The organism is Dactylosporangium sp. NPDC006015 (assembly GCF_040614215.1).
GTDB lineage: Bacteria > Actinomycetota > Actinomycetes > Mycobacteriales > Micromonosporaceae > Dactylosporangium > Dactylosporangium maewongense.
On sequence record NZ_JBEXUD010000045.1, the window covers coordinates 43,248 to 67,029 of the forward strand.

The 23,782-nt window shown below is 69.4% G+C and carries 22 protein-coding genes, 1 tRNA gene and 1 pseudogene; 15 read left to right on the plus strand and 9 right to left on the minus strand.

Annotation, left to right across the window (positions count from 1 at the left end; all coding sequences use genetic code 11):
- Window positions 1-87 precede the first annotated feature (87 nt).
- From ABZ321_RS46365 to ABZ321_RS46375, 3 genes are all read left to right on the plus strand, one after another.
- Complete coding sequence (locus ABZ321_RS46365) at window positions 88-846, plus strand: hypothetical protein (protein WP_354902647.1); 759 nt, start codon at window positions 88-90, stop codon at window positions 844-846.
- Between the two features lie 51 nt (window positions 847-897).
- Entirely contained in the window at window positions 898-1,392 is a 495-nt protein-coding gene (locus tag ABZ321_RS46370; RefSeq protein ID WP_354902650.1) for a hypothetical protein, read from the plus strand.
- 69 nt (window positions 1,393-1,461) lie between these two features.
- Window positions 1,462-1,953: a hypothetical protein gene (locus tag ABZ321_RS46375; protein ID WP_354902653.1), complete on the plus strand. Its 492-nt coding sequence runs from the start codon at window positions 1,462-1,464 to the stop codon at window positions 1,951-1,953.
- Window positions 1,954-2,149: 196 nt separating this feature from the next.
- Here the strand turns inward: ABZ321_RS46375 and ABZ321_RS46380 are convergent, their stop codons facing one another.
- Entirely contained in the window at window positions 2,150-2,452 is a 303-nt protein-coding gene (locus tag ABZ321_RS46380) for a redoxin domain-containing protein (RefSeq protein ID WP_354902720.1), read from the minus strand.
- Between the two features lie 1,103 nt (window positions 2,453-3,555).
- Between ABZ321_RS46380 and ABZ321_RS46385 the strand changes: the two genes are divergently transcribed.
- Complete coding sequence (locus ABZ321_RS46385) at window positions 3,556-4,335, plus strand: cold shock domain-containing protein (protein WP_354902655.1); 780 nt, start codon at window positions 3,556-3,558, stop codon at window positions 4,333-4,335.
- A gap of 285 nt (window positions 4,336-4,620) precedes the next feature.
- Window positions 4,621-5,129, plus strand: a pseudogene (locus tag ABZ321_RS46390) (IS6 family transposase).
- Between the two features lie 172 nt (window positions 5,130-5,301).
- On the opposite strand, the gene ABZ321_RS46395 reads toward ABZ321_RS46390, so the two are convergent.
- Entirely contained in the window at window positions 5,302-5,946 is a 645-nt protein-coding gene (locus tag ABZ321_RS46395) for a hypothetical protein (protein WP_354902657.1), read from the minus strand.
- A 149-nt stretch (window positions 5,947-6,095) separates the two neighbouring features.
- On the opposite strand from ABZ321_RS46395, the gene ABZ321_RS46400 reads away from it, so the two are divergent.
- The 4 genes from ABZ321_RS46400 (at window position 6,096) to ABZ321_RS46415 (ending at window position 11,394) form a co-directional block, all read left to right on the plus strand.
- Complete coding sequence (locus tag ABZ321_RS46400) at window positions 6,096-7,349, plus strand: HupE/UreJ family protein (protein ID WP_354902658.1); 1,254 nt, start codon at window positions 6,096-6,098, stop codon at window positions 7,347-7,349.
- A 169-nt stretch (window positions 7,350-7,518) separates the two neighbouring features.
- Window positions 7,519-9,447 carry a metallophosphoesterase family protein gene (locus ABZ321_RS46405; protein WP_354902661.1) on the plus strand — a complete coding sequence of 643 codons (1,929 nt, stop codon included), beginning with the start codon at window positions 7,519-7,521 and terminating at the stop codon, window positions 9,445-9,447.
- A gap of 115 nt (window positions 9,448-9,562) precedes the next feature.
- The gene (locus ABZ321_RS46410) at window positions 9,563-10,645 is read left to right on the plus strand and encodes a DUF916 domain-containing protein (protein WP_344502129.1); all 1,083 of its coding nucleotides are present in this window, start codon (window positions 9,563-9,565) and stop codon (window positions 10,643-10,645) included.
- Window positions 10,646-10,854: 209 nt separating this feature from the next.
- The gene (locus ABZ321_RS46415) at window positions 10,855-11,394 is read left to right on the plus strand and encodes a hypothetical protein (protein ID WP_354902664.1); all 540 of its coding nucleotides are present in this window, start codon (window positions 10,855-10,857) and stop codon (window positions 11,392-11,394) included.
- Between the two features lie 54 nt (window positions 11,395-11,448).
- Here the strand turns inward: ABZ321_RS46415 and ABZ321_RS46420 are convergent, their stop codons facing one another.
- Both ABZ321_RS46420 and ABZ321_RS46425 read right to left on the minus strand, forming a co-directional pair.
- Window positions 11,449-12,348 (minus strand): ABC transporter substrate-binding protein, encoded by a 900-nt coding sequence (locus ABZ321_RS46420; RefSeq protein ID WP_344502131.1) that lies wholly within the window; start codon window positions 12,346-12,348, stop codon window positions 11,449-11,451.
- A gap of 61 nt (window positions 12,349-12,409) precedes the next feature.
- Window positions 12,410-13,162, minus strand: coding sequence for an SDR family oxidoreductase (locus ABZ321_RS46425; protein ID WP_344502132.1), 753 nt, complete (start codon window positions 13,160-13,162; stop codon window positions 12,410-12,412).
- A gap of 672 nt (window positions 13,163-13,834) precedes the next feature.
- On the opposite strand from ABZ321_RS46425, the gene ABZ321_RS46430 reads away from it, so the two are divergent.
- Window positions 13,835-15,190, plus strand: a complete 1,356-nt coding sequence (locus tag ABZ321_RS46430; protein ID WP_354902667.1) for an NAD(P)/FAD-dependent oxidoreductase — start codon at window positions 13,835-13,837, stop codon at window positions 15,188-15,190.
- A gap of 594 nt (window positions 15,191-15,784) precedes the next feature.
- Window positions 15,785-16,234: a VOC family protein gene (locus tag ABZ321_RS46435; protein ID WP_344502134.1), complete on the plus strand. Its 450-nt coding sequence runs from the start codon at window positions 15,785-15,787 to the stop codon at window positions 16,232-16,234.
- 1,553 nt (window positions 16,235-17,787) lie between these two features.
- Here the strand turns inward: ABZ321_RS46435 and ABZ321_RS46440 are convergent.
- Window positions 17,788-18,015, minus strand: coding sequence for a hypothetical protein (locus tag ABZ321_RS46440; protein WP_354902670.1), 228 nt, complete (start codon window positions 18,013-18,015; stop codon window positions 17,788-17,790).
- Between the two features lie 9 nt (window positions 18,016-18,024).
- On the opposite strand from ABZ321_RS46440, the gene ABZ321_RS46445 reads away from it, so the two are divergent.
- On the plus strand, window positions 18,025-18,318 hold the full coding sequence (locus tag ABZ321_RS46445; protein ID WP_354902673.1) for a hypothetical protein: 294 nt from the start codon (window positions 18,025-18,027) through the stop codon (window positions 18,316-18,318).
- A gap of 327 nt (window positions 18,319-18,645) precedes the next feature.
- On the opposite strand, the gene ABZ321_RS46450 is transcribed toward ABZ321_RS46445, so the two are convergent.
- From ABZ321_RS46450 to ABZ321_RS46465, 4 genes are all read right to left on the minus strand, one after another.
- On the minus strand, window positions 18,646-19,131 hold the full coding sequence (locus ABZ321_RS46450) for a hypothetical protein (RefSeq protein ID WP_344502136.1): 486 nt from the start codon (window positions 19,129-19,131) through the stop codon (window positions 18,646-18,648).
- A 126-nt stretch (window positions 19,132-19,257) separates the two neighbouring features.
- Window positions 19,258-19,340: transfer RNA gene (locus tag ABZ321_RS46455), tRNA-Leu, on the minus strand.
- A gap of 181 nt (window positions 19,341-19,521) precedes the next feature.
- A complete protein-coding gene (locus ABZ321_RS46460) occupies window positions 19,522-19,668 on the minus strand; it encodes a GPGG-motif small membrane protein (protein WP_169788941.1) in 147 nt (48 codons plus the stop codon).
- 51 nt (window positions 19,669-19,719) lie between these two features.
- Entirely contained in the window at window positions 19,720-20,364 is a 645-nt protein-coding gene (locus ABZ321_RS46465; protein ID WP_344502137.1) for a hemerythrin domain-containing protein, read from the minus strand.
- A gap of 143 nt (window positions 20,365-20,507) precedes the next feature.
- Between ABZ321_RS46465 and ABZ321_RS46470 the strand changes: the two genes are divergently transcribed.
- The 3 genes from ABZ321_RS46470 (at window position 20,508) to ABZ321_RS46480 (ending at window position 23,477) form a co-directional block, all read left to right on the plus strand.
- Complete coding sequence (locus ABZ321_RS46470) at window positions 20,508-21,338, plus strand: SGNH/GDSL hydrolase family protein (protein WP_344502138.1); 831 nt, start codon at window positions 20,508-20,510, stop codon at window positions 21,336-21,338.
- An 83-nt stretch (window positions 21,339-21,421) separates the two neighbouring features.
- Complete coding sequence (locus ABZ321_RS46475) at window positions 21,422-22,723, plus strand: M20/M25/M40 family metallo-hydrolase (protein WP_344502139.1); 1,302 nt, start codon at window positions 21,422-21,424, stop codon at window positions 22,721-22,723.
- Window positions 22,724-22,766: 43 nt separating this feature from the next.
- Window positions 22,767-23,477 (plus strand): hypothetical protein, encoded by a 711-nt coding sequence (locus ABZ321_RS46480; protein ID WP_354902677.1) that lies wholly within the window; start codon window positions 22,767-22,769, stop codon window positions 23,475-23,477.
- Window positions 23,478-23,782: the final 305 nt, after the last annotated feature.

The window sequence follows — 23,782 nt, forward strand, 5'->3', positions numbered from 1 at the left end:
GTTCGCTGACGCCCTGCGAACGGCCTTTTTTTGCGACCGGGAGAAAGGTCGGGGTCGCCGGGAGCGAGTGGAGTCAGGTGTGGCTCAGTGGGGTGGAGCTGGCCCCACCCCACCGGGGAGTACTGCGGCGGGAAGAACACCAAGACGGAGGAGGACCTGTTTCTGCTGTGGGTGTACGGCTTGAAGCAGGGTTGCGCGGACCCCATGCAGGCGTGCTCCACGACCGAGTACTTCCAGGACGGTGACCCGTTCACGGAGGAGATCAAGCAGCTCTACACGATCAGCCGGGCTCGGGAGATCATCGCGGCGGAGATGGCGGCCGGCAAGACGAGCGGCAAGGGGACGACCGAATTCCACCTGGCTGCGAAGTCGATGTCGCCCGAGGAACGCAAATGGGAGGCGCTGAACACCGGGTTGAGCATCGCGACCCACGGGCGGGAAGGAATGCAGTACGCCTTGGCATTCATCGGGTCATACGACCTGGAGTGGGAAGTCGTCGGCAAGGACGCGAACGGTGGTCCGATCGTGGAGTTCCACCTGACGAACGCCAGCACCGTGGATTCCGCGAAGCTCGACAAGGGCAAGGTGCAGGACGACGGCCCCGACGAATCCGCCGGAGACGGCCACAACGCCAAGCCGGGTGAGCATTGGCTGCAGCAGTCGGTGCGCTGGCGCGAGTCCTTCACCGCCGACGGCCGGCCGATCCTGCAGACCGGGACCCGGATCGTCACCAAGCCGTTCTTCTCGGCTCCCAGCAAGGAGCCCTGGGGCAATCCCTGCGAGCGGGACCCCAACGGGTCCTCGGTACTCTACGGCACGCTCAATCTGCTGAAGGAACTGTTGTAGGACGTTGTGGAGCCAGCCCGGGAGCATGCTCCCGGGCCGGAAGGACGGCCCATGCGGAAGGTCGCGCTGGCGCTGGTGGCACTGGCGTTGATGGCCTGCGGGTTCGGCGCCGGCGTCGATCCGGGCCCGGACGAGACCGTCGACCTGACGTCGGCCATGGTCGTCGGCACGTGGCGCAACGCCGAGCGGGACACCACGTTCATGTTCGCGGCCGACAACACGTTTCAGGCGCTGAACGTGCCCCGCGAGTTCTTCCCGTCCTTCGCCGACGCGATCGCACCCGGGTTCGACCCGGCCCGGGATCGGATCGACACGCACGGCACCTGGGCGGTTCCGGGGCGGAGCCCGTCACCCCTCGACCGGCGCCGTAACCTGCTCACCATCGGGTACGAGCCGGGCGGCTTCGTCCCGGCGAGTGGGGTGAGCGGGTTCGAGGCGTGGTGGCAGGGGTCGCAGCTGATCCTGCTGACCGGCAGGATCGGGTTCCTGAAGTGTGCCGAGCCCTGCGGCATCGGCAGCGGTCTGCCCTCGACGTCACCCCGCTGACGCGGCGGTGGCCGTGCGGCCGTCACCGACGTTCCAGGCACGCCAGTACCCTGTGCGGAAGGACAGTGGATGCGAAAGGTAGCGTTCGCGCTGGTAGCGCTGATGCTGATGGCCTGCGGGCTGCGGACCGTCGACTCGCGGCCGGAAGCGATCGTGGACGTCACCCCGGAGATGGTCGTCGGCACCTGGCGCAACGCGGGGCGTGACGCCACCTTCGTGTTCGCCGCCGACGGCTCGATGCAGGCGCTGCATGTGCCGCCGGAGTTCTTCCTCGATTTCCAGTACGCACTGACCCCCGATTTCGACAGGAACCGGGACCGGATCGACGCGGCCGGCAGCTGGACCCTGCCGGGCGGCAAGCCTTCCGCCCCTGCTCTGGTCCGCAACACGGTCAGCCTCACCTTCGAGCCCGGAGGGTTCATCCAGAACCGTGGCGGTGGCGGGCTGGAGGTGCATCGGCGGGGCTCCCAGACCATGCTGCAGTTCCGGGCCATCGTGTTCACGAAGTGCCCCGAGCCCTGCGCGGGCGGCAGCGGGGTGTCGCCGTCGCCGTCCCGGTGATCCGGCGACCGCGCCGCGTCACCAGGGGTCGAGGCGGAGTCGTGCGTGCTCGACGGTCATCATGAGACGGATCCGGCGCCACGAGCCAGACTCCGCACCAGGAGCACGCCGGATCGTCACCCGGCGTGTCGCGGTGGCAGTGCCAGCAGTCGCGCGTCACGAGGGGGTTCTCGCATCCGCGGGGCGGGCCGGGGGGTCAGGCGCTCCGGCGGTTGCGTAGCGCCTCGACGGCCTTGTCGGCGTGGGAGTCCATGCGGAACTCGCTCCGCACGACGGCGAGGATCCGGCGGTCGGTGTCGATGACGAAGGTGACCCGGTTGGTGGGGGTGAGGCCGAGCATGTCCTGTTTAACCCCGAACTGCGCCCGCACCACCCCGTCGGCGTCGGACAGCAGCGGATAGCCGAGCCGGTGCTTGCCGGCGAACTCGGCTTGGCGTTCGACGGCGTCGCCGCTGATGCCGACGGGCTGGCCGCCGACGGCCTCGAGCTCGGTGGAGATGTCGCGGAAGTGGCACGCTGACCACCTTCTACCGCGGCATGCACGGCGACCACCTCCCGTCGGGCACCCGGTCGGTGCAACTGGCCGCCGTCGACATGAACGGTGACGGCGACACCACCGACATCGGCACCGACGCCCCGGCTGTCAACGACGGCAACGAGCTGAGCGGACGGGTCCGCAGCACGGTCGTGGCCAACGGGCCGAGCGGCGCCGTGCTCACCCGCGATGTGGGCGACTTCTGGCAGTCCGCCGCGACCGCGACACGCACCATCAACGGCACCACCGTCACCGCGACACACCTCGGGCCGGGGACCACCCACTCGGGCGTCGCCCTTGACCACGCACCGTGGTGGCGCACCACGTCCAAGACGACCCAGTACGACGCCGACGGCCGGGTGACGAAGATCGACGACGCCGGCGAGCCTCACCGAGGCCGACCTGATCGCCGACGCCCGGAACTCCTTCGACGGGCAGGCCTACGGCGCCGTGCCGACCAAGGGCATGACCACCAAGCACGCGACCGCGACGGCCTGGACCGCAGGCAACCCGACCGCACAGACCATCCAGACCACGGTCTACGACGCCCAGGGCCGCACGATCGAGACCTACGACGCGCTGAACCGGGTGACCAGAACGGCGTACACGCCCGCCGCCGGCGGTCCGCTGGCCAGAACCGTCACCACATCGCCGGCGCCGCTCGAGCGGCGGTTGGAGCGGGCGTGGGCGGCGACCGTGTGGCGGCGGGATGGCCTGATGGGGGTGCGGGGCGACGTCGGCCTCGCGCTGCTGCGTCCAGGCCCAGCGATCGGCCGGCAGCGTCTTGCAGCAGCGGGCGCGGTGGCGGTGGCGGTGGCGGTGTGCAGCCGTGCAGCTTCAGTACTGTTGAACCCTGTCGTGGTCGGGGCTGCGGCGCGGTGTGAGGTTCTGGTCGGTGCGGGCCCGGTCGGGCACACGATTGCGGCGGTAGTAGGCGGACCTGGAGGCCTGCAGCAGCTAACAGGCATGCTTGACGCTGTGCTCGCCTGCCTGCTCGGCCGGCTGAGCTTCGACTTCCCCGATGAAGGCCGGCCCGTGGCGGGCAGGCGCAAGGCTGCAGTATGCACATGCCGTACTTGGTGGACTACATCCGCTGTGGTAAATATCAGGCGGGAGGGTGGTGCATGCACGGCTGGGTACGGAACTTCGTTGTCGCCCGCGGCTTCGGCTTCATCACCGGTGACGACGGGCAGGACTACTTCTTCCACCTCGACGACGTCACTGGGCACGGGGCGCCGTCGACGGGTCAGGCGGTGTCCTTCACCCCCGGTCGGACGGCCAAGGGTTTGCGAGCCCGCTCGGTGGCCGTGTCGGGCCGCACTCCGCAGGGCCGGCCGGTCTACATCGATCCTGACCACTTCATCATGACCCGGGCGCCCGAGGTCCGCGGGTTCATCATCGTGCGGGTGCTGTCGCACGACGCCTGGGGCGAGTCCAACGATCCGAACGAGGCCAAGGACATCCTCCGGCAGCAGGCCGAGCGGCTGGGTGCGAACGCGATCGTCGGGCTGGCCCTGACCAAGTACACGAAGAATGAGACGTGCTCGAACTACCGGTACACGATGCACCGGTTCACCGGCCGGGCCGTCGTCGTGAAGAAGGCCGGCTACAGCTTCGACCCCGAGGTGATCGCCAGGACGCAGGAGGGGATGCGGGACACCGGCGGCGACGCGGCGTGGCATTCGGTCGGCCGCACGTCGCTGGTCCGGCCGCCGCTGTGGCGTTTCGTGCCGATGCTGTCGTGGTCGCTGGCCCGGACCGTGCTGACGATCGGCGCGGTGGCCGTCCGGCAGGCCGCCGCCGCGGTCGCTGTCGGCGCCCGCAGGAGCGCAGCCCCCGCCGACTGAGCGCAACGGCCGGCCTCCGCGAACCGGAGGGCCGCGTCGCCGAGTTCGGCTGGTGCTGCACCGCGCCACCACCTGGCGCACTGCGGACCTGCTCACGGAGTTCGGGTGGCGCCGAGAGGGTGGCTCGCCGCCAATCGTCGGCCTCTTACTGGGGGAGCGGGGTCTGTTTCATTGATCGATGGCCTGGTCAGGCAGGCTTGAACGGTGAAGCACTCGAACCGGCGGCGTCCAGCCCAGCCAGCACGGTCGGCGTTCGCCGGGTTCCGGTTTCCACCCGACGTCATCATGGTCACCGTCCGGCTCTACCTGCGGTAGCGCCTGGCGACAGGTGGTTCACCGATGAGACCTATGTCAAGGTCAGCGGCGTCTGGCGGTACGTGTACCGCGCCGTCGACCAGCACGGCCAGGTCATCGACGTGCTCGTCTCGGCCCGCCGTGATGCCGCGGCGGCACGACGGTTCTTCCGCAGGGCGATGGCCACGTTGAAGGTGCGACCCACCGAGGTGATCACCGACGCTGCACCGGTGTACCCAGCGGTCCTCGATGAGCTGGTCCCATCCGCGTGGCACCACGTCGAACGCCACGCCAACAACCGGGTGGAAGCCGACCACAGCCAACTCAAGCACCGGCTCAGACCGATGCGCGGACTCCGCACCGACCGCACCGCGCAGACGATCATCGCCGGACACGCGTTCATGCAGAATCTCCGCCGCGGCCACTACGAACTCGGGCTCAATGCAACACACGGACTCCGCGTCGCCGCAGCGTTCGCCGAGCTCGCCGCGGCCATCTGAGCCGACAGGGAATCGGACTCACCGCGTCACCCGATCGAACAACGCAACGGTGCCCGACGAACACATCGTGACCTCCACCAGGACGTCCCCGTTGCCGCCTCTACCCCGACCGCCTATCCCACCAGGACCTTTCCAAAACGCCGCCACTCACAACGATGTGCGAAAGACGGGTCTAGAGCTGATCGAGCCAGATCACGATCCCGGTCAGGTCGTTGAGCACGGCCGCGACGCCCGCTCTGATGGAGGCCGCGCAGCGCTCGGCGGTGAACGATTCGGGGTCGTACGTCGAGGACATGCCGAGCCCTTCGCCACGGAACGACGCGCCGGACCAGTCGACCGCCGTGACGTTGTGGGTGGGCTCGGCCAGCTCCGCGCCCACCACGAGGAACTGCTGTGACAGGTGGCTCGCGGTGACCAGCGCGAGTGGGTCGATGAGGTCGTTGCCCGCGGTGACGATGAGGTCCGGGCCCATCTCGAGGGCCTTGGTGATGCTGGGAACGAGGTTGTGCGGGTCGCCGGCGACCACCGTTCTGAGATCGACGTGCTCGTCCTCGGCCCAGTCCTTGACCGCCGTCACAAGGGCTCTGGTCGGGCCGTCGTCACCCACGGTGAGCAGTACCACACGGTAGTTGTTCGGTGGGTGGACCCCGGTCCAGGAACCGGGCCGTGGCGTGATGGTCGCCTCCGGGGTGGGCGAGGCGGAGGGGTCGACGAACCCTGGGCCGAGCGTCCCGACGGGGGCGGGCTTAGGGCGCGGCTGTGACCAGTCGTCGCCGGAGCCGCATCCGGTGACCAGTGCGGAGGCCGTGGCCAGCATGGCAACGGCCCGAAGCATAGGGCGCAAGGCGATCGTCCTTCGGGTGGGGGAGCGTGCGTGCTTCTTCCTATCTCAGTTCCTGCCTCGTTCAGTCCGCCGGAAGTCGTCCTGGCAGTTTGTTCGCCAGCGGTTCGTCGGCGGTCCGGCTCGTGTTCGCCCGTGACGTGCAACGTGCACTGGCCAACCGAAGGAGCCGCATGTCCCAACGCGCCCGCCTCACCGTCATCGGGATCCTCGCGACGGTGATCGCCTTCCTGAGCGCCGCGCCGGCGCTCGCCCACGGGTTTTCGTCGACCGTGTACGTCGACGTCACCGCCGGCGACGAGGGTCACGTCCGGACGACGCTGCAGCTCGAGTACGACCTGCTGGTCGTGTCCGCCGCTGACTTCGAGGACGACGATCCCCTCTTCCGGACGGGAACCGCCGCATTCGACGCCCGCGACACCGACGGACAGGCCGCGGCGCTCAACACTCATGCGAAGTCGGTCGTCGGTTACGTCACGGAGCGTTTCTCGGTCACCGTGGACGGCAAGATCTGCACGCCGACAAAGGTCGGCGACGTCACGATCGGCGAGCAGGAGGGTGTGCCGTACGCCAAACTGCTGCTCGACTGGGCCTGTCCTGAGCGGGGCGACGAGCACGAGGTGCGCAGCAAGCTGTTCCCCGACGCCGAGGGCTATGTCACCGGCACAAAGACGATCGTCACCTACGAGATCGACGGTCATACGGGCAGCGCCGCGCTCGACGCCGATCAGCCGTCCTTCTCGACCGGTCAGACGTGGTACGAACGGTTCTGGGAGTTCTTCCGCCTGGGCGCCGAGCACCTGCTGACCGGGATCGACCACATCCTGTTCCTGCTGGCGCTCATCGCCGGGTCACGGCGCCTGCGTGAGATCGTGCTCGCGGCCACGAGCTTCACCCTGGCGCACTCGGTGACGTTCATGCTTGCCGCCCTCGGTCTGGTCGACGTACCTGCGCGGGTCGTGGAGCCCGTCATCGCGCTGTCGATCGCCGTGGTCGCCGGCTGGTACCTGTGGCGGATCTGGCGGTGCGGCGACCATGCCACCGACCTCGAGGCGGTGGGACGCGGTCACTTCAGCCTGGATCGTTCGGGCTGGACCCGCCTCGGGGTCGTGTTCTGCTTCGGCCTCGTGCACGGCCTGGGCTTCGCCGGTGCGCTGGGGATCGACGAGGCGTGGTCGTGGACCCTGCTGTGGTCTTTGCTCGTGTTCAACGTCGGCATCGAGGTTGTGCAACTGACGATCATCGCTGTCGTATTTCCGCTGCTGATCGTGCTGCGCCATCGCGCGCCGAAAACCGGCCTGTGGACGACCGGCGCAATTTCTGCGGGCGTGTCCGTTATGGGGTTGATCTGGTTCACACAACGGGTGTTCGGGCTCTGAAATAGCCGCAGGTCTTCATGGACATGCAACTGGCCGCAAGATCGAATTCACGGTCGATTCATCGAATGGCGAAACGTTGAGGTCGCTTTCCCGTACCTCCATCGGAAAAGGGAAGAAAACCGTGAAAGTAAGCACCTCCAAGCAGGCCTCCGGGCCTGCGCGGCGTCGCGTGGTCGCTGGGACCACCGCGGCGTTCCTGGGCCTGGCTGTGGCCATCGGCGGCGGTCTGGCGACCCCCGCCAGCGCTGCGGACCCCGTCACGCTCAGCGGCATCATCCTCGGCGTCGGCGCGAACGAGACCCAGCGCATCGTGACCTGGTACTCGTCGGCCGACACCGCACAGAAGGTCCAGCTCGCCCCGACCGCCACGCTCGCCAACGGCGAGTTCCCGGCCGGTGCGGCCACCTTCGACGCCATCGGCGGGGCGAACATCGCGACCAGTGGCGGCTTCAACCGTCACGCGACGCTCGCCAGCCTGCAGGAGCAGACGGCGTACTCCTACCGGGTCGGTGCCGAGGGCAACTGGTCCCCGACGTACTCCTTCAAGACGCAGGATTTCGAAGGCGACTACGACTTCCTGTTCTACGGCGACCCGCAGATCGGTGCGTCGGGTGACGTGGCGAAGGACCAGGCCGGTTGGCAGGACACCCTGGACGTCTCGCTCGCCGCGAACCCGAACGCCGAACTGCTGGTGTCGGGTGGTGACCAGGTCGAGACGGCGGGCACAGAGTCCCAGTGGACCGCGTTCCTCGCACCTGACAAGCTGCGCCAGTACCCCTGGGCTGCCACCATCGGTAACCACGATGTGGGTAGCAAGGCGTACGAGCAGCACCTGTTCACGCCGAACACGGACCGCTCGGCCCGGCTGTACTCCAACGGGAACCCGGCGTCCAACACGTCGGGCGGTGACTACTGGTACATCTACAAGGATGTCCTGTTCATCGACCTGAACAGCAACAGCTACCGCACCGCTTCGGGTGGCGGCGGTGACGAGGCGCACATCGCCTACGTGACCGACGTCATCAACCAGCACGGCGCTGAGGCCAAGTGGACGGTGCTCGTCTACCACCACGCGATCTACTCGCCGGCTGACCACGCCAAGGACTCGGACAACAAGGTGCGTCGGGTCGACTTCCCGACCGCCTTCTCGAACCTGGGCGTCGACGTGGTGCTGCAGGGGCATGACCACAGCTACTCCCGCAGCTACGAGATCAAGAACGGCGCGAAGGCGAACCCGGCCGAGCAGCCCGGCGCCGCTGATGTGTTCCCCGGTCCCGGTGGTGTGATCTACGTTACGGGTAACTCGGCTTCGGGTTCGAAGTACTACGACATCACCGCTCCGGACAACAGCGGCACGAGCGGCGCCGGCAACGGTGCGGACCCGCTCAACCCGAACAGCTACTGGTACAACTCGGTCCAGAACCAGGAGCACGTCCGGACCTACGTCAAGGTCCAGGTTCGCAGCGACAAGCTCGTCGTCGAGAATGTCCGCAGCGGCACCTGTGCTGCGCCGAACGCGGCCGTCGAGCGTGGCGCCTGGTGCAACAACTCGCCGGCCAACCAGCCGGTCGGTTCGATCGTCGACTCGGTCACCGTCCACCCGTACCAGGGCGACGGCCAGGCCATCCAGGTCAACGTGCCGAACGCCGCTCCCGGCGAGTTCGGCTGGACGATCGACGGCTACAACGGCCTCGTGAACCTCGGCACCGCGGAGGACCACAACGGCGACTACTTCGCGGCGGCGGGCCACATCAACCCGATCGTCGTGTCGGACAACCGGCGTTCGCTCGCGCCGTGGTCGATCTCGGCCAGCGTGAGTGACTTCCGGGACGGCGACAAGACCTTCTCCGGCGCCTACCTCGGCTGGACGCCGCAGGTGATCGAGGCCGGCGCTGGTGCTCAGGCGAGCGGGTCGGTGGCCTCCGGCTACGACGACCACGGCCAGGGCCTGTCCGTCTCACGCGGTCTCGGCTGGGCCAACCAGGGCCACGCCAAGGGTACCGCCCGGTTGGGCGCTGACCTGGATCTGAAGATCCCGGGCAGCGTCGAGAAGGGTGGCTACCGTGCCACCCTCACGATCACTGCGCTGAGCAGCTGACCGGACACGTTTGACAAGGCGGGGCAGGCACCTTCGGGTGCCCGCCCCGCCCTCTCGTTCCAGACCTGTTCCAGACCTGCTCCAGACCTGCTCCAGATTGCTCGAGGACCCCCAGATGCATGCGCCCGCACCGCGTCGGAAGCCAACCGTCGCCGCCCTCGTCCGTATCGCCGTCCTGGCCCTGCTCGCCGCCTTCGCGGTCGTCGGGTTGGGTGCGGGCACTGCCCTGGCCGAGGAGGGCGACGTCGCCTGGACGGTCAGGACGGCCTCGAACAGCTACGGCGCCGATCGGTCCAGCTTCAGCTATTCCGTCAACCCCGGTGGGCGGGTCGAGGACACCATGGTCGTCGCCAACCGTGGCACGGCTCCGCTCAACCTGGCCGTCTACGCCGCCGACGGCTTCACGACCGGCACGGGCCAGCTCGACCTGATCACCAAGGACAAGAAGTCCATCGGGATCGGCGTCTGGGTCCACGCGAACCCCGGCACCATCGCGATCAAGCCCGGGGAGTCCGCCGACGTGCCCTTCACGGTCACCGTTCCGGACAACGCCACGCCCGGCGACTATGTGGGCGGCATCGTCACCTCCCTGACGCAGCCCAACGACGCTGAGGGCATCAACGTCGAGCGGCGCCTGGGTATCCGGGTCAAGCTGCGGGTCAGCGGCGAGATCAAGCCGAACCTTGCGATCGAGGACCTCCACGTCGACTACGCCGGCTCGCTCAACCCGTTCGCGAAGGGCACCGCGACCGTCACGTACACGATCCACAACACCGGCAACGCCATCCTTTCGGCCCAGCAGACGGTGTCGGTATCCGGCCCGTTCGGGTGGCTGCGGACCGAAGCGAGCGGGATCGCGGCGTCGCCGGAGCTTCTCCCCGGTGAGAGCTGGAACGTGACGGCGACCGTCCACGGCGTGTCGCCCGCACTCAGGCTGGCTGCGACCGCAACTCTCACACCCCGGCTCACCGACGCGTCGGGCTCCACCACCTCGCGCAAGCAGGTCCAGGCCACGACGCACAGCTGGGCCCTCCCGTGGATGCTGGTGCTGCTGGTCGTCGTACTGATCGCTGTCATCGTCGTGACCCCCGTTCTCGTCCGCCGCAGCCGCGCACGGCGCAAGCTCCGCGAGGACGCCCGCGTGCAGGAGGCCGTCGAGCAGGCGCTCCGCAACAAACAGGAGACCCAGCCGAGCTGACCGCCCGGTGAGAGTGCCCCCGGCGGATTCGAACCATCGATCGTGATGTGTAGATGCCGATGCCCCACCGGTCCCGCCTTGCCAACCTGGTTGTCACCGCTCTGGTGGTGCCGCTGCTGCTCGGCTGCGGCTGCTGCGAGCTGCGCCGGCACCGGCAGCTGATCGCTCGGCACTGGACGTATCCGCATGCGCCTCCCGGCCGGCCACCCGTGGACCGGGAGGTCCGCGACCTGGTGCTGCGTCTGGCCGCTGAGAACCCGACCTGGGGCCATCGCCGCGTACAAGGGGAATTGGCTCGGCTGGGCCACCGGATCGCGGCCAGCACGGTCTGGAAGATCCTGCACCGGGCCGGCGTCGACCCGGCACCCCGCCGGACCGGACCGACCTGGCAGCAGTTCCTCACCGCACAGGCCCACACAATCCTGGCCTGCGACTTCTTCACCGTCGACACCGTGCTGCTCAAACGGATCTATGTACTGTTCTTCATCGAACTCGCCACCCGACAGGTCCACATCGCCGGCGTCACCGCCCACCCGACCGGCGCCTGGGTCACACAACAGGCCCGGAATCTGCTCATGAACCTCGACCAGCACGCCAGCAGGCTGCGCTTCCTGCTACGAGACCGAGACACGAAGTTCACCGCAGCGTTCGACTCCGCTGGCGGTGATCACGGCGACGGAACTCCAGCCCGATCGCGGCCGGCATTCACCTGTGAACACCAGATGGGTCTCCGCCTGCAACTGGCGTAACTGTTCCAGCAGCCGAACGCCGATCACCAGTTGATGGGTGCCAGCCGGCTCGAGTCATGGCACTGGTGCGTCGCCGTCCGCGGCCACGAGGTCGGTTCGGTACACCTCGGCCGCACGGAATTCGGCGGTGACGCCCAGTTCTGCTGCGACCGTGTTGATAGCGGCGTCGCCGATCTTGAGGTCGGCCTGGCCGTCATCGGTGTAGTACGGCGCGATGAACTGGTCGTAGTGGTGGCGGACCTCGTCCGGGGTGTGTCGGCCCAGGAACGCCTGCATGTGCGTCACGGCGATCTCGGGGTGTTCCCGGATGGTGCGCAGAGCGCGGCGGTTGGCCCGGACCGCGGCGTGCAGCGCCGGGGTGTCGAGCGGGACGTGGGTCGGGTCCACGGCCACCCCGACGGTCGGGATCTGGAAGTGGTCCCCGACGAAGGCCAGGACCTGGAATCCTTCCTCGGCGGCCACCTGCTCGGGTGCCATGGTGCTGCCGACGAGTGCGGCGTCGATCGAGCCTTTGCGCAGCCCGCGGAGGTCCAGTCCGTAGTCACCGGGCTTACGGGCGACACATTTGACGTCGCGGTCGGGGTCGAGGCCGTTGCGGCGCAGCACGATGCGTGCGAAGCAGCCGGGTGGCGTGAGCGGGTGGTGCACCGCGAGCCGGCGGCCCTGCAAGTCCTGCAGGGAGGTCAGGTCGCCGCGGCCGAGGAACCAGAACAGCGGCCGGTGGGTGTTCACACTCAGCGCCGTCCACGGGATGTGGTCGGTCAGCCGGGAGAACATCGCGCGGCCCAGGCCGATCGTCGCGCCTCGGCGCAACCGCTCGATATCCCAGCCGCAGCCGTCGCGCAGCGCGACGTGTACACCCTCGTCGGCGTAGTAGTCCTCTTGGTCGGCGACATAGGCGACCAGTTCCTCGTGGATCCCCCGCCCGACATAGGCGAGGTCGAGTGTCTGCATGGCGGGTGCCACCCCCGGTGCAGCGGTTGGGATTGCGTTGCTGTCGATCGGTCCGGCGCCGTCAGTCCATCGCGAGGCCGCCATTGACCGGTGCGTACGTACCGGTCATGAAGCCGCTCTCGTCGCTTGCGTAGAAGGCGACGACCCCAGCCACGTCCTCCGGCCGGGCGATCCGCCCCAGCGGGGTCGCCGCGACCAACCGAGCCCTGACCTGCGGGGACACCTTCCCGGCGACGTCGGTTTCTACCATGCCCGGGGAGACCACGTTGACGGTGATGCCGAAGGGGCCCAGCTCCTGGGCCACGTAGCGGGCGAACTGCACCAGTGCTGCCTTGGACGTGCCGAGCGCGATCATCTCCGTCCGTGGCTGCCGAGCCAGGCCGGTCGCGATGTGAACGATCCGGCCGTAGCCCTGGTCGATCATTGCCGGTGCGACGGCCTTGGTGAGCGTGAAGGCGGCCAGCATCTCGTCGTGGAGCTTGCCGCCGAATTCCTCCCAGCTCATGTCCTGGAAGGACTTGATGGCAAACGGGATTCTGACAGTGTTGACCAGCACCTCGACCGCGCCCCACCGCGCGGACACCGCCTTGACCAACTCGTCTACCTCGCGGGGGTCGCGCACATCGGCTCGTAACGCTATGGCCTCGCCGCCGGCGGCGCGGATCGCCTCGACCAGCGCGTCCGCGTCCGCGTCGCTGGACCGGTAGTTCACCACTACCCGCATGCCCAGCGATGCCAGCAGCCGCGAGGTAGCCGCACCGATGCCGCGGCTACCTCCGGCGACCAGGGCGACCGTCCCGGAACGTTCGGTCATCTCAGTCCGCCTCCATCCCAGTCTGTCCGTCTTCGCTCTCTGTTCATGCTGGCAAGGTTGGTTAGTAGCGGGCTCGACGGGACATTTCCGCGCATCGTCAGCATCAGCACCGCTAGCAGTGCAGTGCGTGGGAGTTGTCGAACCACACTGGTGCGGTTGCCCCAATCCGACAGGAACATGTTCGACCTTCCGCGCCCGCGAGACACGGCCAGGGTGGGCGCCCGCCCTGACCGGGCAACAGACCGCCCCCAGCACACCGACCCCCTCATACCCCGGGGCCAACGGCGTTCCCGCGGCGCGGACACGGCGAGGCCGGTCCGGCACGCGAGCGTGGGCAGCGCCTGAGCTGAGATGCGGGCTCGTCCGGTCCTGCTCCCGATGGTCAGCCTGGACCTTGGCGCCGACGTGCTCCTGGCCGAGGCCGCGGACCGGCCCGGCCCGTGATGGCTGCTGCTCGGCAGCCACCCGCCGCACCATCCCGACCTGGAGCAGTAGTCGGTCGGGCGCGGGGAAGGAAACACTGCGCGGCCAGTCCGCAGACCGGCCGTGATCCCAGTACCACCCAGTAGATGACCAGCTCGAGGGCCGGATCGGCCAGCCGGACCCGGACCGGCCGGACTGGTACGCCGAGTACGTGGTCCGGGAGCAGGCCGGAGAGGAGCTGCCCGAGCGATGAGCGACCACGACGTGATCGTCCTGGGCGGCGGCTCGCCGGGCGAGCACTGCGCCGGCGAGCTGGCCGACGGCGGCCTGCGCGTGGCCGTGGTCGAGCGGGATCTGGTCGGGGGCGAGTGCTCGTACTGGGCGTGTATCCCGTCCAAGACGCTGCTGCGGCCCGGCGAGGCGGTGCACGGCGCTCGTGAGGCGGCGGCCACGGCGCGCGTCGACGTACAGGAGGCGCTGGCCTACCGTGACGTCATGGTCTCGGACTACTCCGACGCCGGGCAGCAGCAATATCTGGCGGGCAAGGGCATCGACCTGATCCGGGGCACCGGCCGGCTGGCCGGGCCGGGTGTGGTCGAGGTCGACGGCGTGCCCCACACCGCCCGGCACGTGGTGGTGGCCACCGGCTCGGACCCGGTCATACCGCCCGTCGCGGGCCTGCGCGAGCTGGACGGTATCTGGACCAGCCGCGAGGTGACCGGCATGAAGGCTGTCCCGCGTCGCCTGCTCATCCTCGGCGGCGGGCCGGTCGGCGCCGAGATGGCCCAGGCCGTCCGCCGCCTGGGCGGCGAGGTGGCCCTGGCCGAGGGCGCCGGGCATGTGCTGGCCCGCGAGCCCGAGCCGCTGGGTCGGGCGCTCGGCGAGGTCCTGCGGGCCGACGGCGCCGAGCTATTCCTGGGCATGCGCGCGACCGCCGCGCGGCGCGACGGCGCGGACTACGTCCTGACCCTCGATGACGGTCGCGAGCTGCGCGGCGACCACCTGCTCCTGGCCACGGGCAGGCGTCCGCGGATGCCCGCCGGCCTGGACTCGGTGGGCGTCACCGCTGGCCCGCACGGCATCGGAGTCGACGCGCACCTGCGCGCCGGCGAGCGGCTGTGGGCCATCGGGGATGTCACTGGTATACGGCTGCTCACCCATGTCGGCAAATACCAGGGCGAGGTCGTCGCCGCGAACATCCTGGGCGAGCCCCGCGAGGCCCACTACGAGGCCATACCGGACGTCGTCTACACCGACCCGCAAGCGGCCGCAGTCGGCGCCACCGAGGCCGCTTTCAGCGCCACCGTCCCGGTGTCCGAGGTGGCCAAGACGGCCACCTACACCCACGCCTACGCCACCTCCAACGGCTTCCTGACCTTGCTGTCGGACGGCGACCGGCTGACGGGCGCCTACGCGCTCGGGCCCGAGGCCGGAGAGTGGCTGCAGCAGGCCACCCTGGCCATCCGCGCCCGTGTGCCGCTGCCAGTGCTGCGGGACGTCATCCAGCCCTTCCCCACCTTCTCAGAGATCTACGTTGCCGCGCTGAAGGCTCTCCGCGGCCAGATCACGGCCGCCCGCGAGCCGGCCACGGAGGGATCGCTATGACATCCGCCGACTACGCGGGGAACGCCAAGGACAGTGCCCTCGCCGGTCACATTCAGTCAGGAGCACGCCATGCGCGCGGGACATCGCACCCGGCGGGACCTTCCCCGACTACGGGCCGACCACCGGCCACACCGAAGACCAGGCGCCGATTCAGCGAGCTGCAAGAGATCAACCCGATGATCCTCGTGCTCTCGCGCGGCGCGTCCTGCCCGAAGAACCACCAGCAGCACCTCCGGCGGGCCGCCCATTACCCGGGAGATCGCCGTCGCCTACCCCCGCGCTGGCCCGGCTGGACGTGCTGACCGCCGCCATCGCGACCGTCGCTTGGATCGCGGCCCGGACCGCGGGTCGCCGTCGCCCGGGTGGGCCTGCGCCGGGCCGGCAGCAAGCCGCGCTGTGCGCGGCGGACTGGACGCAGGGGTGCTGCTGCTCGGTGACCTGCGGCGGCCGGCACTTGTACCTGGAGTGTGATGCCGGGTGAATGACGTGCGACTTCGATGGCGCGCCATCACCGGCGCCGAACCCCGATCACCGCAACATCGCCTGCAGACCGTAAGCGGGGCATGAGTCCCAACCAGTGGAGGTGCTAATTAGATGGCCGAGGTCACACCGCCCGCAAGGGGAATTGTGCTGGCCCATTTCATCGTCTCGGACGATGTCGAGCGCTCTCGGCGCTTCTACACCGAAGTACTCGGCGGCAGGGTGGTCTTCTCCGGAGAGCCGACCTATGTCGCGCTAGCCAACAGCTGGATCGTCATCAATGTTGGTGGCGGCCCGACCGACGACAAGCCCGCGGTCACCCTGGAGACGCCACGCGACCCCGACCGGGTCAGCAGCTTCCTCAATATTCGGGTCGCGGACATCCAGGCCGTGTACGCCGAATGGAGCGCCCGGGGTGCTCAATTCCTGACGCCGCCGAAGCAGCACCAGTACGAGATGCGTTGCTACATCCGCGATCCCGACGGTTATCTGATCGAGGTGGGGCAGACCACCGACCCAGAGGGGGACTGGTCGCCGTGGTTGCCGTCTCCCTCGGTGGCATGAAGACGGCGATGGTCGACGCCTCGTCGTATGCGCGCCTCGCCGCCGTGCACCCCGACTACTCGCAGCGCGCTCGCTCGGATCGTGGCCTGTCGCCAAACGGTGGCGTGGCGTTTGCGGATGGTGTGGTCGGGAATCTGCGCCGATACCGGTTACCGAGGCGCGCCTTGAGCGGGAACGGCGTAGCCGGCCGAGCTCACCGTCGTCGGTGCCGACGGTCCGGCTCACATCAACACAGGAAGTACCGTGATCAGATGGCCACCGAAATGTCAGAATCGAACGGAAGCACCCGGCTCGCCTACGTTCGTCGTCGGCGGTCAGGTTGAGCCCGGCCCAGAGCAGCTTCGCCCAGATGTCATCGGCGATCACGCGCGGGTCCGGGCCGAGCAGGGCGGCGATGCTGCGCGGGACGGACAGTGCGCGTTGCGGGTCGAACCGGCGGGGCAGCCATTCCCATTCCTGGTAGTCCCCGAAGAACCTGCGCATCGCGCTGATCTGCCCGGCCTTGGTCGCCGCGGTCAACGGCTGGCCCAGCCGGTCCCCGAGGCCGGCGGTGCGCTGGACGAAGTCCCCGACCCGCATGCGGTCCAGGGCGGCGATCCACGTCGCGCAGGTCTGCCGCGTCCACGCCGCCGGGTCGGCGACCTCGGGGTGTTCCGCAGCCAGCCACCGGCCGACCTTGAGTAGGTTCGCGCGGACACTGCCGCGGACCCGCCGGGTGAGCGGGACGTGTCATACCAACGGTCGTCGGCCTGCTGACAGGTCTCGGCGACGCCGGTGGCCCTCGCGTGCTGGCCGGTGCGACCGAGCGGTGCCGCGCAGAACCGCGCTCGGCGACCGCTCGCTGCACCGCGTGCATGGTGTTGAGCCGGGCGCCCTCGAGCAGCCGCTGCTCGCGGACCCGGTCGAACAGGCCGGTGGTCATGTCCTGCAGGTGCGGGCTGCCGTTGACCAGCATCAGCTGCGCGACGGTCAACGGCAGCAGTGGGTCGTCGGCCCGGCCGAGCTGGTAGCCCCAGCCGCCCAGAACCCGGCGGAGCTGGCCGAGTTCACCGTCCACGCGGTCACGGCCGAAGACCCGCCAGCACAGCACCAGCCGTTGGAAGCTGCCGAGCCGGTGAAACCCGGCGAACCCGCCCCAGCAGGAACGCGTGCGAAGGTTGAGCGTTCATCGTTCACTGTGACCGAGACGGGGCCGGAGTCGCGCGACGCTTCAGGGCCGGGTCCGATCAGAGGCACACCTCGGCTCGCTGTTCTCGGGCGGCGCGATGCCAGCCCGGTCCGCGGTGTCCGTCCCCGGACCGAACATCTGCGGGATCGGAACCCAGCCCCGCCCAGATCCTGCCCAGGGCCGGCACGGTCACCAGGTCGTCGCCGGCGCGCGGCTCGCCCAGGTAAACCCGGCCTTCGTGGCGGAAGGTGGTGTCGCAGACGACCACGGGCGTATCGGACACCTCGTCCTCGACGAGGAACCAGCCCTTGGTGTGCAGGTCGTGTCCACGCTGGGTCCGGATGCTTCGGCGACGCCGTACCGCAGCGCTGCGATGCAGGTGTGTTCAAAGCCGCGCTAGACCACCCGGACCGTTGTCGATGGGCTGTGCGAGCGGGTGTGGCTGGCCTGTCATCGCGGCGAGCGCGGTGGCGACGGCTTGGAGGTCGGCGCGGATGTAGGTGGTGGTGGTGGCTGGTCCGGTGGTGTCGGTGTGACCGGCGTAGGCGCGGGCGGTGCCGTACCCGAAGTGCCGTTCGACCCAGGTCAGGGTGGTGTGCCGCAGCCAGTGCATGGTGATGCCGTGGGCGGCGACCCAGGGCAGGTGTTGGCCGATGCGGTGCCAGAGCTGGTCGTAGCGGCGGCTGGTCAGGACGGAGCCGTTGCGGTACCGCAGCAGGGAGTCGGTGGGCAGGACCGCGCCGCGGACTGCGGCATGCTGGGCAAGGCCGGTGGCGAGGTCGGGGCTGATCGGCTGCCAGCGGACCGTGCCGCCCTTTTCTCGGAGCAGCAGGAGGCCGCGTTCAGCGTCGAGGCCGGTGGTGCGGGCGACCAGGTTGATCTCGGTATGAGGCCGTCGGCGATGGCTCGGTTGTAGAAGGCGCGGGCGGCGGCGATGAACAGTTCGCCGGCGTGGCGTCCGCCGCGGCTGTTGCGCCGGACTCGGGCGCTGTTGGTGACGTGTTGTCGCATCGCTTGTAGGTCGCTGGCAGTGACGGTGTCGATTGCCTGGTTTCCCCAGGCTTTGGTCATGCGCTGCCAGTAGCTCCGGTAGGCGCGTAACGCGCCGGGACCGGCCCCGGCGAGGACCTGGGGGAGGTAGTCGTCGAACGTCGGTGATGCTGGCCGGGCGTCGTGCTGCAGGTCGGCGAGGGTGATCCCGAGCTCGGTCAGACAGGCCCAGGCGGCGGCGAGTCTCGCCGGGTCAGCGGCCATGGCCGTCTGTGATCAGCCGGACGTGCAGGTCGGCGAGCAGCCGCGCCACAGTCTCCGCGGGATGGACGGCGAGTAGACCGCGGTGGAGGTCAGCGGCGAGGACGACGAGGTCGCCGGTCTCGATGGCGCACATCTGCCGGACCGCGGCCGGCAGGGTCAGGTCGCCGCGGGCGCCGACCAGCACGGCACCTGCGTCGTCCGGCCAGATCAGGATTGTGCGCTCGGCGACGTCGGTGCGCAGCTGCTGGCAGGGACCCCAGCCGAGCCGTTCGAGGAGCAGCCGGGCCGACACCCGTCCGGAACGGTCCAGCCGGGCGATGTCGAGTGCCGGGAGCGCCTGCGTGGGCGAGGTGCGCGGGTCCGGCAGGCTTGGCAGCGGCGGAGGTTGCGGCCTGGGGCGGGGGAGTGGAGCGGGTATCAGCGCCGCGATCATCTGCTCTGTCGTGGCCGGGCTGCTGCGCCTCGGGCCGGTCATCGTCGAGACCCGATCAGGGCCTTGACGTGCAGATAGCCGACCGGGTTGTCACCCGCTCGGGTCGGCCGGCGTGCCCGCCGGTGATGCTGCAGGGATACTACGTTGGTGAGTTTCCACCAAGATCTGTGTCGAAGGGGGGACTTGAACCCCCACGCCCTTGCGGGCACTAGCACCTCAAGCTAGCGCGTCTGCCATTCCGCCACTTCGACTTGCTCCGACCATCCTACCCGGTCGCTTTCTCACCGCCCGGATGGCCGACGGAGACGTTACACGGTCTACGCGGATCTTGGCGAATCGGGGGGTGCGACACGCGAAAGGCCCCGGCGGAGGGGGGAACCGCCGGGGCCTTTTTCGCCTGGGTGGCCGGTGGGGGGTGCCGGCCGCCCGACGTCAAACGTTGAAGATGCTCACGCCGCCCGGGCCTACGAGCAGGGCGACCACGATGAGGATGATGCCCCACAGGATCTGCCGGCGGAGGAGAGCGACGACGCCAGCGATGCCGATGAGCACCGCGATGATCCACAGAACAGTAGCCATGATGGTCTGGTACCTCCGGGGAGAGATCGATAAACGTATTCAGCCGGCCGGTCAGCCAGCCAGGTCCTCGGGCCAGGTGGTGCGGCGGGTGAGGACGTCGCGGACCTTGTCGACGACGGCGACGGCCGGGTCGACGAGCTTGTTGAGCGGTGGTTTGGCCGGGGTGTTGGGGTGGGGTCGGGTGGGTGCGGCGCCGCGGGCGATCAGGACGCGGTTGCCGAGCCGGACGAGCTCGGTGTCGCTGCACTGTTCGCGGAGACGGGGGAACACCCCCTTGCCGGTGCGGTCCGCGTGTGAGCGGACGTGGGTGGCGACCGCTTCCAGCGCGTCGTGGTACGCGGTACCTGCGGCGGCGGGGGTCGCGTGCAGCCGCTGCAGGGCGAGGAGCAGCTCCGCGTCCGCGGCGACCTCCTGTGAGGCGATCGGGTCGCCGTCGGGCAGGACGGCCTTGACCGTCGGGTAGAGGTACTGCTCCTCGGCGGACAGGTGCCGCGCAAGCGTCGCCACCAGGACGTCCTCGATGTCCTGCGGCCTGGCCTTCTCCTGCTCGTCGGGGGTCGCGAGCCGGTCGCAGAGCTGGGCGAGCTGCTGGTGGTCCTCGTCGAGGAGGTCGAGCATGCTCGGTCCGCCGAAGACGACCTCGTCGTCCTCGATGCCCGGCACCGGCGGTAGCGGCGGCAGCGGTGCGGCACTCACGTGCGCCTCCTCGATCGTTTGTTGTCGTTGCCGCGTCGGTACCCGAGGCGCGACTTCTTGAAACGAGTGGTTACCGGCCAGTACGCTCCCATGTACCGCCTTCGATGGAAGCCGGCCGCCACCTGCTACGGAAAGGGGCCGCCATGTCCCTCGCCAGGCGGGGACTGACCGTCCTCGCCGCCACCCTGGTCGTGCTGCTGGGAGCCACCGCTCCCGCGTACGCCGCAGCCGGGCCGCCACCCGGATCGATCGCCAGCATGGGCGACTCCATCACCCGCGGGTTCAACGCGTGCGGATGGTTCGCCGACTGCCCGTCCCGCTCGTTCAGCACGGGCAGCACAGCCTCCGTCAACAGCCACTTCCTGCGGATCCGCACGGTGAACCCGGCGATCGACGGCCACTCGTACAATGACGGCAAAAGCGGGGCGAAAGCCGCTGACATGCCAGGTCAGGCCCAGACCGCCGTCTCGCAGCGTGTCGCCTACGTCACGATCCTCATCGGCGCCAACGACGCCTGCACCTCGTCGGAGTCGACGATGACCAGCGTGGCCGCGTTCCGGGCGTCGCTGGACGCGGCCCTCGGCACGCTGAAGGCCGGTCTGCCCGACGCGAAGGTGCTGCTCATCAGCGTGCCTGACCTGAAGCGGCTCTGGCAGGTCGGCAAGGACACCTCCGGCGCGCGCACGGCCTGGGGCCTGTTCGGCATCTGTCAGTCGATGCTGGCCAACCCGACGTCGACCGCGTCGGCCGACGCTGCGCGGCGCGACCGCGTCCGGCAGCGGGTCGCCGACTTCAACGGCCAGTTGGCGTCGGCCTGCGCGGCGTACGGCGCCAGCTGCAAGTACGACGGCGGCGCCGTCTTCGGCTACCCGTTCCAGCTGTCGCAGATCTCGACCTGGGACTATTTCCACCCGAACGCGTCGGGGCAGGCGGTGCTCGCTTCGGTGAGCTACGCGGCCGGTTTCGGCTGGTGAAGTCCGTGTGGTCCGGTGACGCTTCGTGGTAGCCCACCGGACCACCCGCCGAAATTGTCACAGGCGCCTGGTATGACTTCTTCATGGACGCCACCGACGAGGTCATCGAGCTCTGCCGCGACCTGCTGCGCATCGACACCACCAACACGGGCGACCTGGAGACGAGCGCCGGGGAGCGGCTCGCCGCGGAGTATGTCGCCGAGAAGCTCGCCGAGGTCGGCCTCGATCCGCAGATCCACGAGAGCGCGCCGGGCCGGGCCAGCGTCGTCGCCCGCTTCGAGGGCAGCGACCCGACGCGTGACGCGCTGCTGATCCACGGGCATCTCGACGTCGTGCCCGCCGACGCCTCCGAGTGGTCCGTCGACCCGTTCGGCGGTGAGATCAAGGACGGCTACCTGTGGGGGCGGGGCGCCGTCGACATGAAGGACTTCGACGCGATGGTCCTGGCTCTTGTACGGCAGATGCGCCGCGAGGGCCGCAAGCCACCGCGTGACGTGGTGCTCGCCTTCGTCGCCGACGAGGAGGCCGGCAGCACCTATGGCGCGCAGTATCTCGTCGAGAAGCACCCGCACTACTTCGACGGGGTGACCGAGGCGGTCGGCGAGGTCGGCGGCTTCTCCGTCAGCGTCGGCGGCGACCAGCGCCTCTACCTGATCGAGACCGCGCAGAAGGGCATCGACTGGCTGCGGCTGCACGCCAAGGGGCGCCCCGGGCACGGCTCGATGATCAACGACGACAACGCGGTGACCGCGGTCGCCGAGGCCGTCGCGCGGGTCGGCCGGCACCGCTTCCCGGTGATCATGACGCCGACCGTGCGCGCGTTCCTGGAGCAGGTGTCGGAGATCCTCGGCATCGAGCTCGACCTCGACGACCCCGAGCGGGCCGTGGAGAAGATCGGGCCGATCGCGATGATCATCGGCGCGACCCTGCGCAACACGGCCAACCCGACCCGCCTCGCCGCCGGGTACAAGGACAACGTGATCCCCGGCCGCGCGTCCGCCACCATCGACTGCCGCACTCTGCCCGGGCAGTCGGAGCTGTTCGAGCAGCAGCTGCGCGAGCTCGTCGGCCCCGACATCGAGCTGGAGTACATTCACCGCCAGGCCGCGCTGGAGACCACCTTCGACGGCGCCCTCGTCGACGCGATGACGGCTGCGCTCAAGGCGGAGGACCCCGGCGCGTTGCCCGTGCCGTACATGCTCAGCGGCGGCACGGACGCCAAGCAGTTCGACAAGCTCGGCATCCGCTGCTTCGGGTTCTCACCCGTGCGGCTGCCCGCCGACCTGAACTTCGGCGCGTTGTTCCACGGCATTGACGAGCGCATTCCCCTGGAGGGACTACAGTTCGGCGTGCGAGTCCTCGACAGGTTCCTGCAGCAATCCTGATCAACCCGACCGTCCCACCACCGATATCAGGGGGAGTCCCATCATGACCGACCGGCACGCGGAGCTTGACGCCGCGCTCGAGCGCGTGATCACGGCGGCCCGCGACCACCTTGCCGCGGTCAAGGCCGCCGACGGGCGGGCCGACGACGACGAGGTGTGGCGCGCCTATGTCGAGCTCAACAACGCCTCCAACGGCTACGACGAGCTCCTGCTCGACGCCTTCGGCGAGGTCACCCCGTGGGACGTCGAGGCCATCGACCCCGACGAGGCGGACCGCCAGTTCGGCGTCGGCATCGGCGGCGTCGACGGCACCGAGGCCGAAGACCCGCACCCGCAGATCATCTCCGTCCGCCAGCGCCGCGACTACCGCGTCCCCAGCGTCGCGGCCCTGCTCCGCCTCGCCGACGCCGCCCGCCGCACCAACCCCGGCGACGGCGACACCGCCTCCGTCGAGACGGTCGGCGAGGCTGTCCTCGAGCTGATGCAGGCCGGCGACGGCTCGCTCGGCGCCCTCGACATCCCCGAGCTGGAGTCCCTCGACGGCGTGGTCGTCGTCGCCGAGGTGGCCACCCCGCTCGACCCCGAGGCGTATGAGGACAACGACGGCACCGGCCCCTTCGCCGTCGGCGCCGAGGACCGCGTCGTCGACCGCCTCGACGAGCACGCGTTCGTCGAGCTGGACGAGGACCTCGACGAGGACGAGCCCGCCACGGGCGAGGCCTCCGACAAGAACACCGAGTCGGCCGACCGCTGACCGACCGCCGCAGCCGGGCCCCGCACCTGCCGTGTCGGCCCGGCCGCGGCGCGCCGGCCCCGCGGCCGTTCGGCCGCATCTCGTCGCTGGTGCCGTCGCTCCAGACCACGTAACGGGTCCGGCGGCGACGCCTCCGAACCAGACCACCAAGCCCGCCGCTGACCACGACCCGCTCCGCTGCTCATGGCCGCCCGGCCTTCGACCAGGCGGTGCAGGTCCGGCGGTGGGGCCGCGGGCGAATCTGGTCGGCACTCACCGTCCTCGGTAGGCGGAGTTGGGTGCTGTCCGCGTGCGGGTTCGCCGAT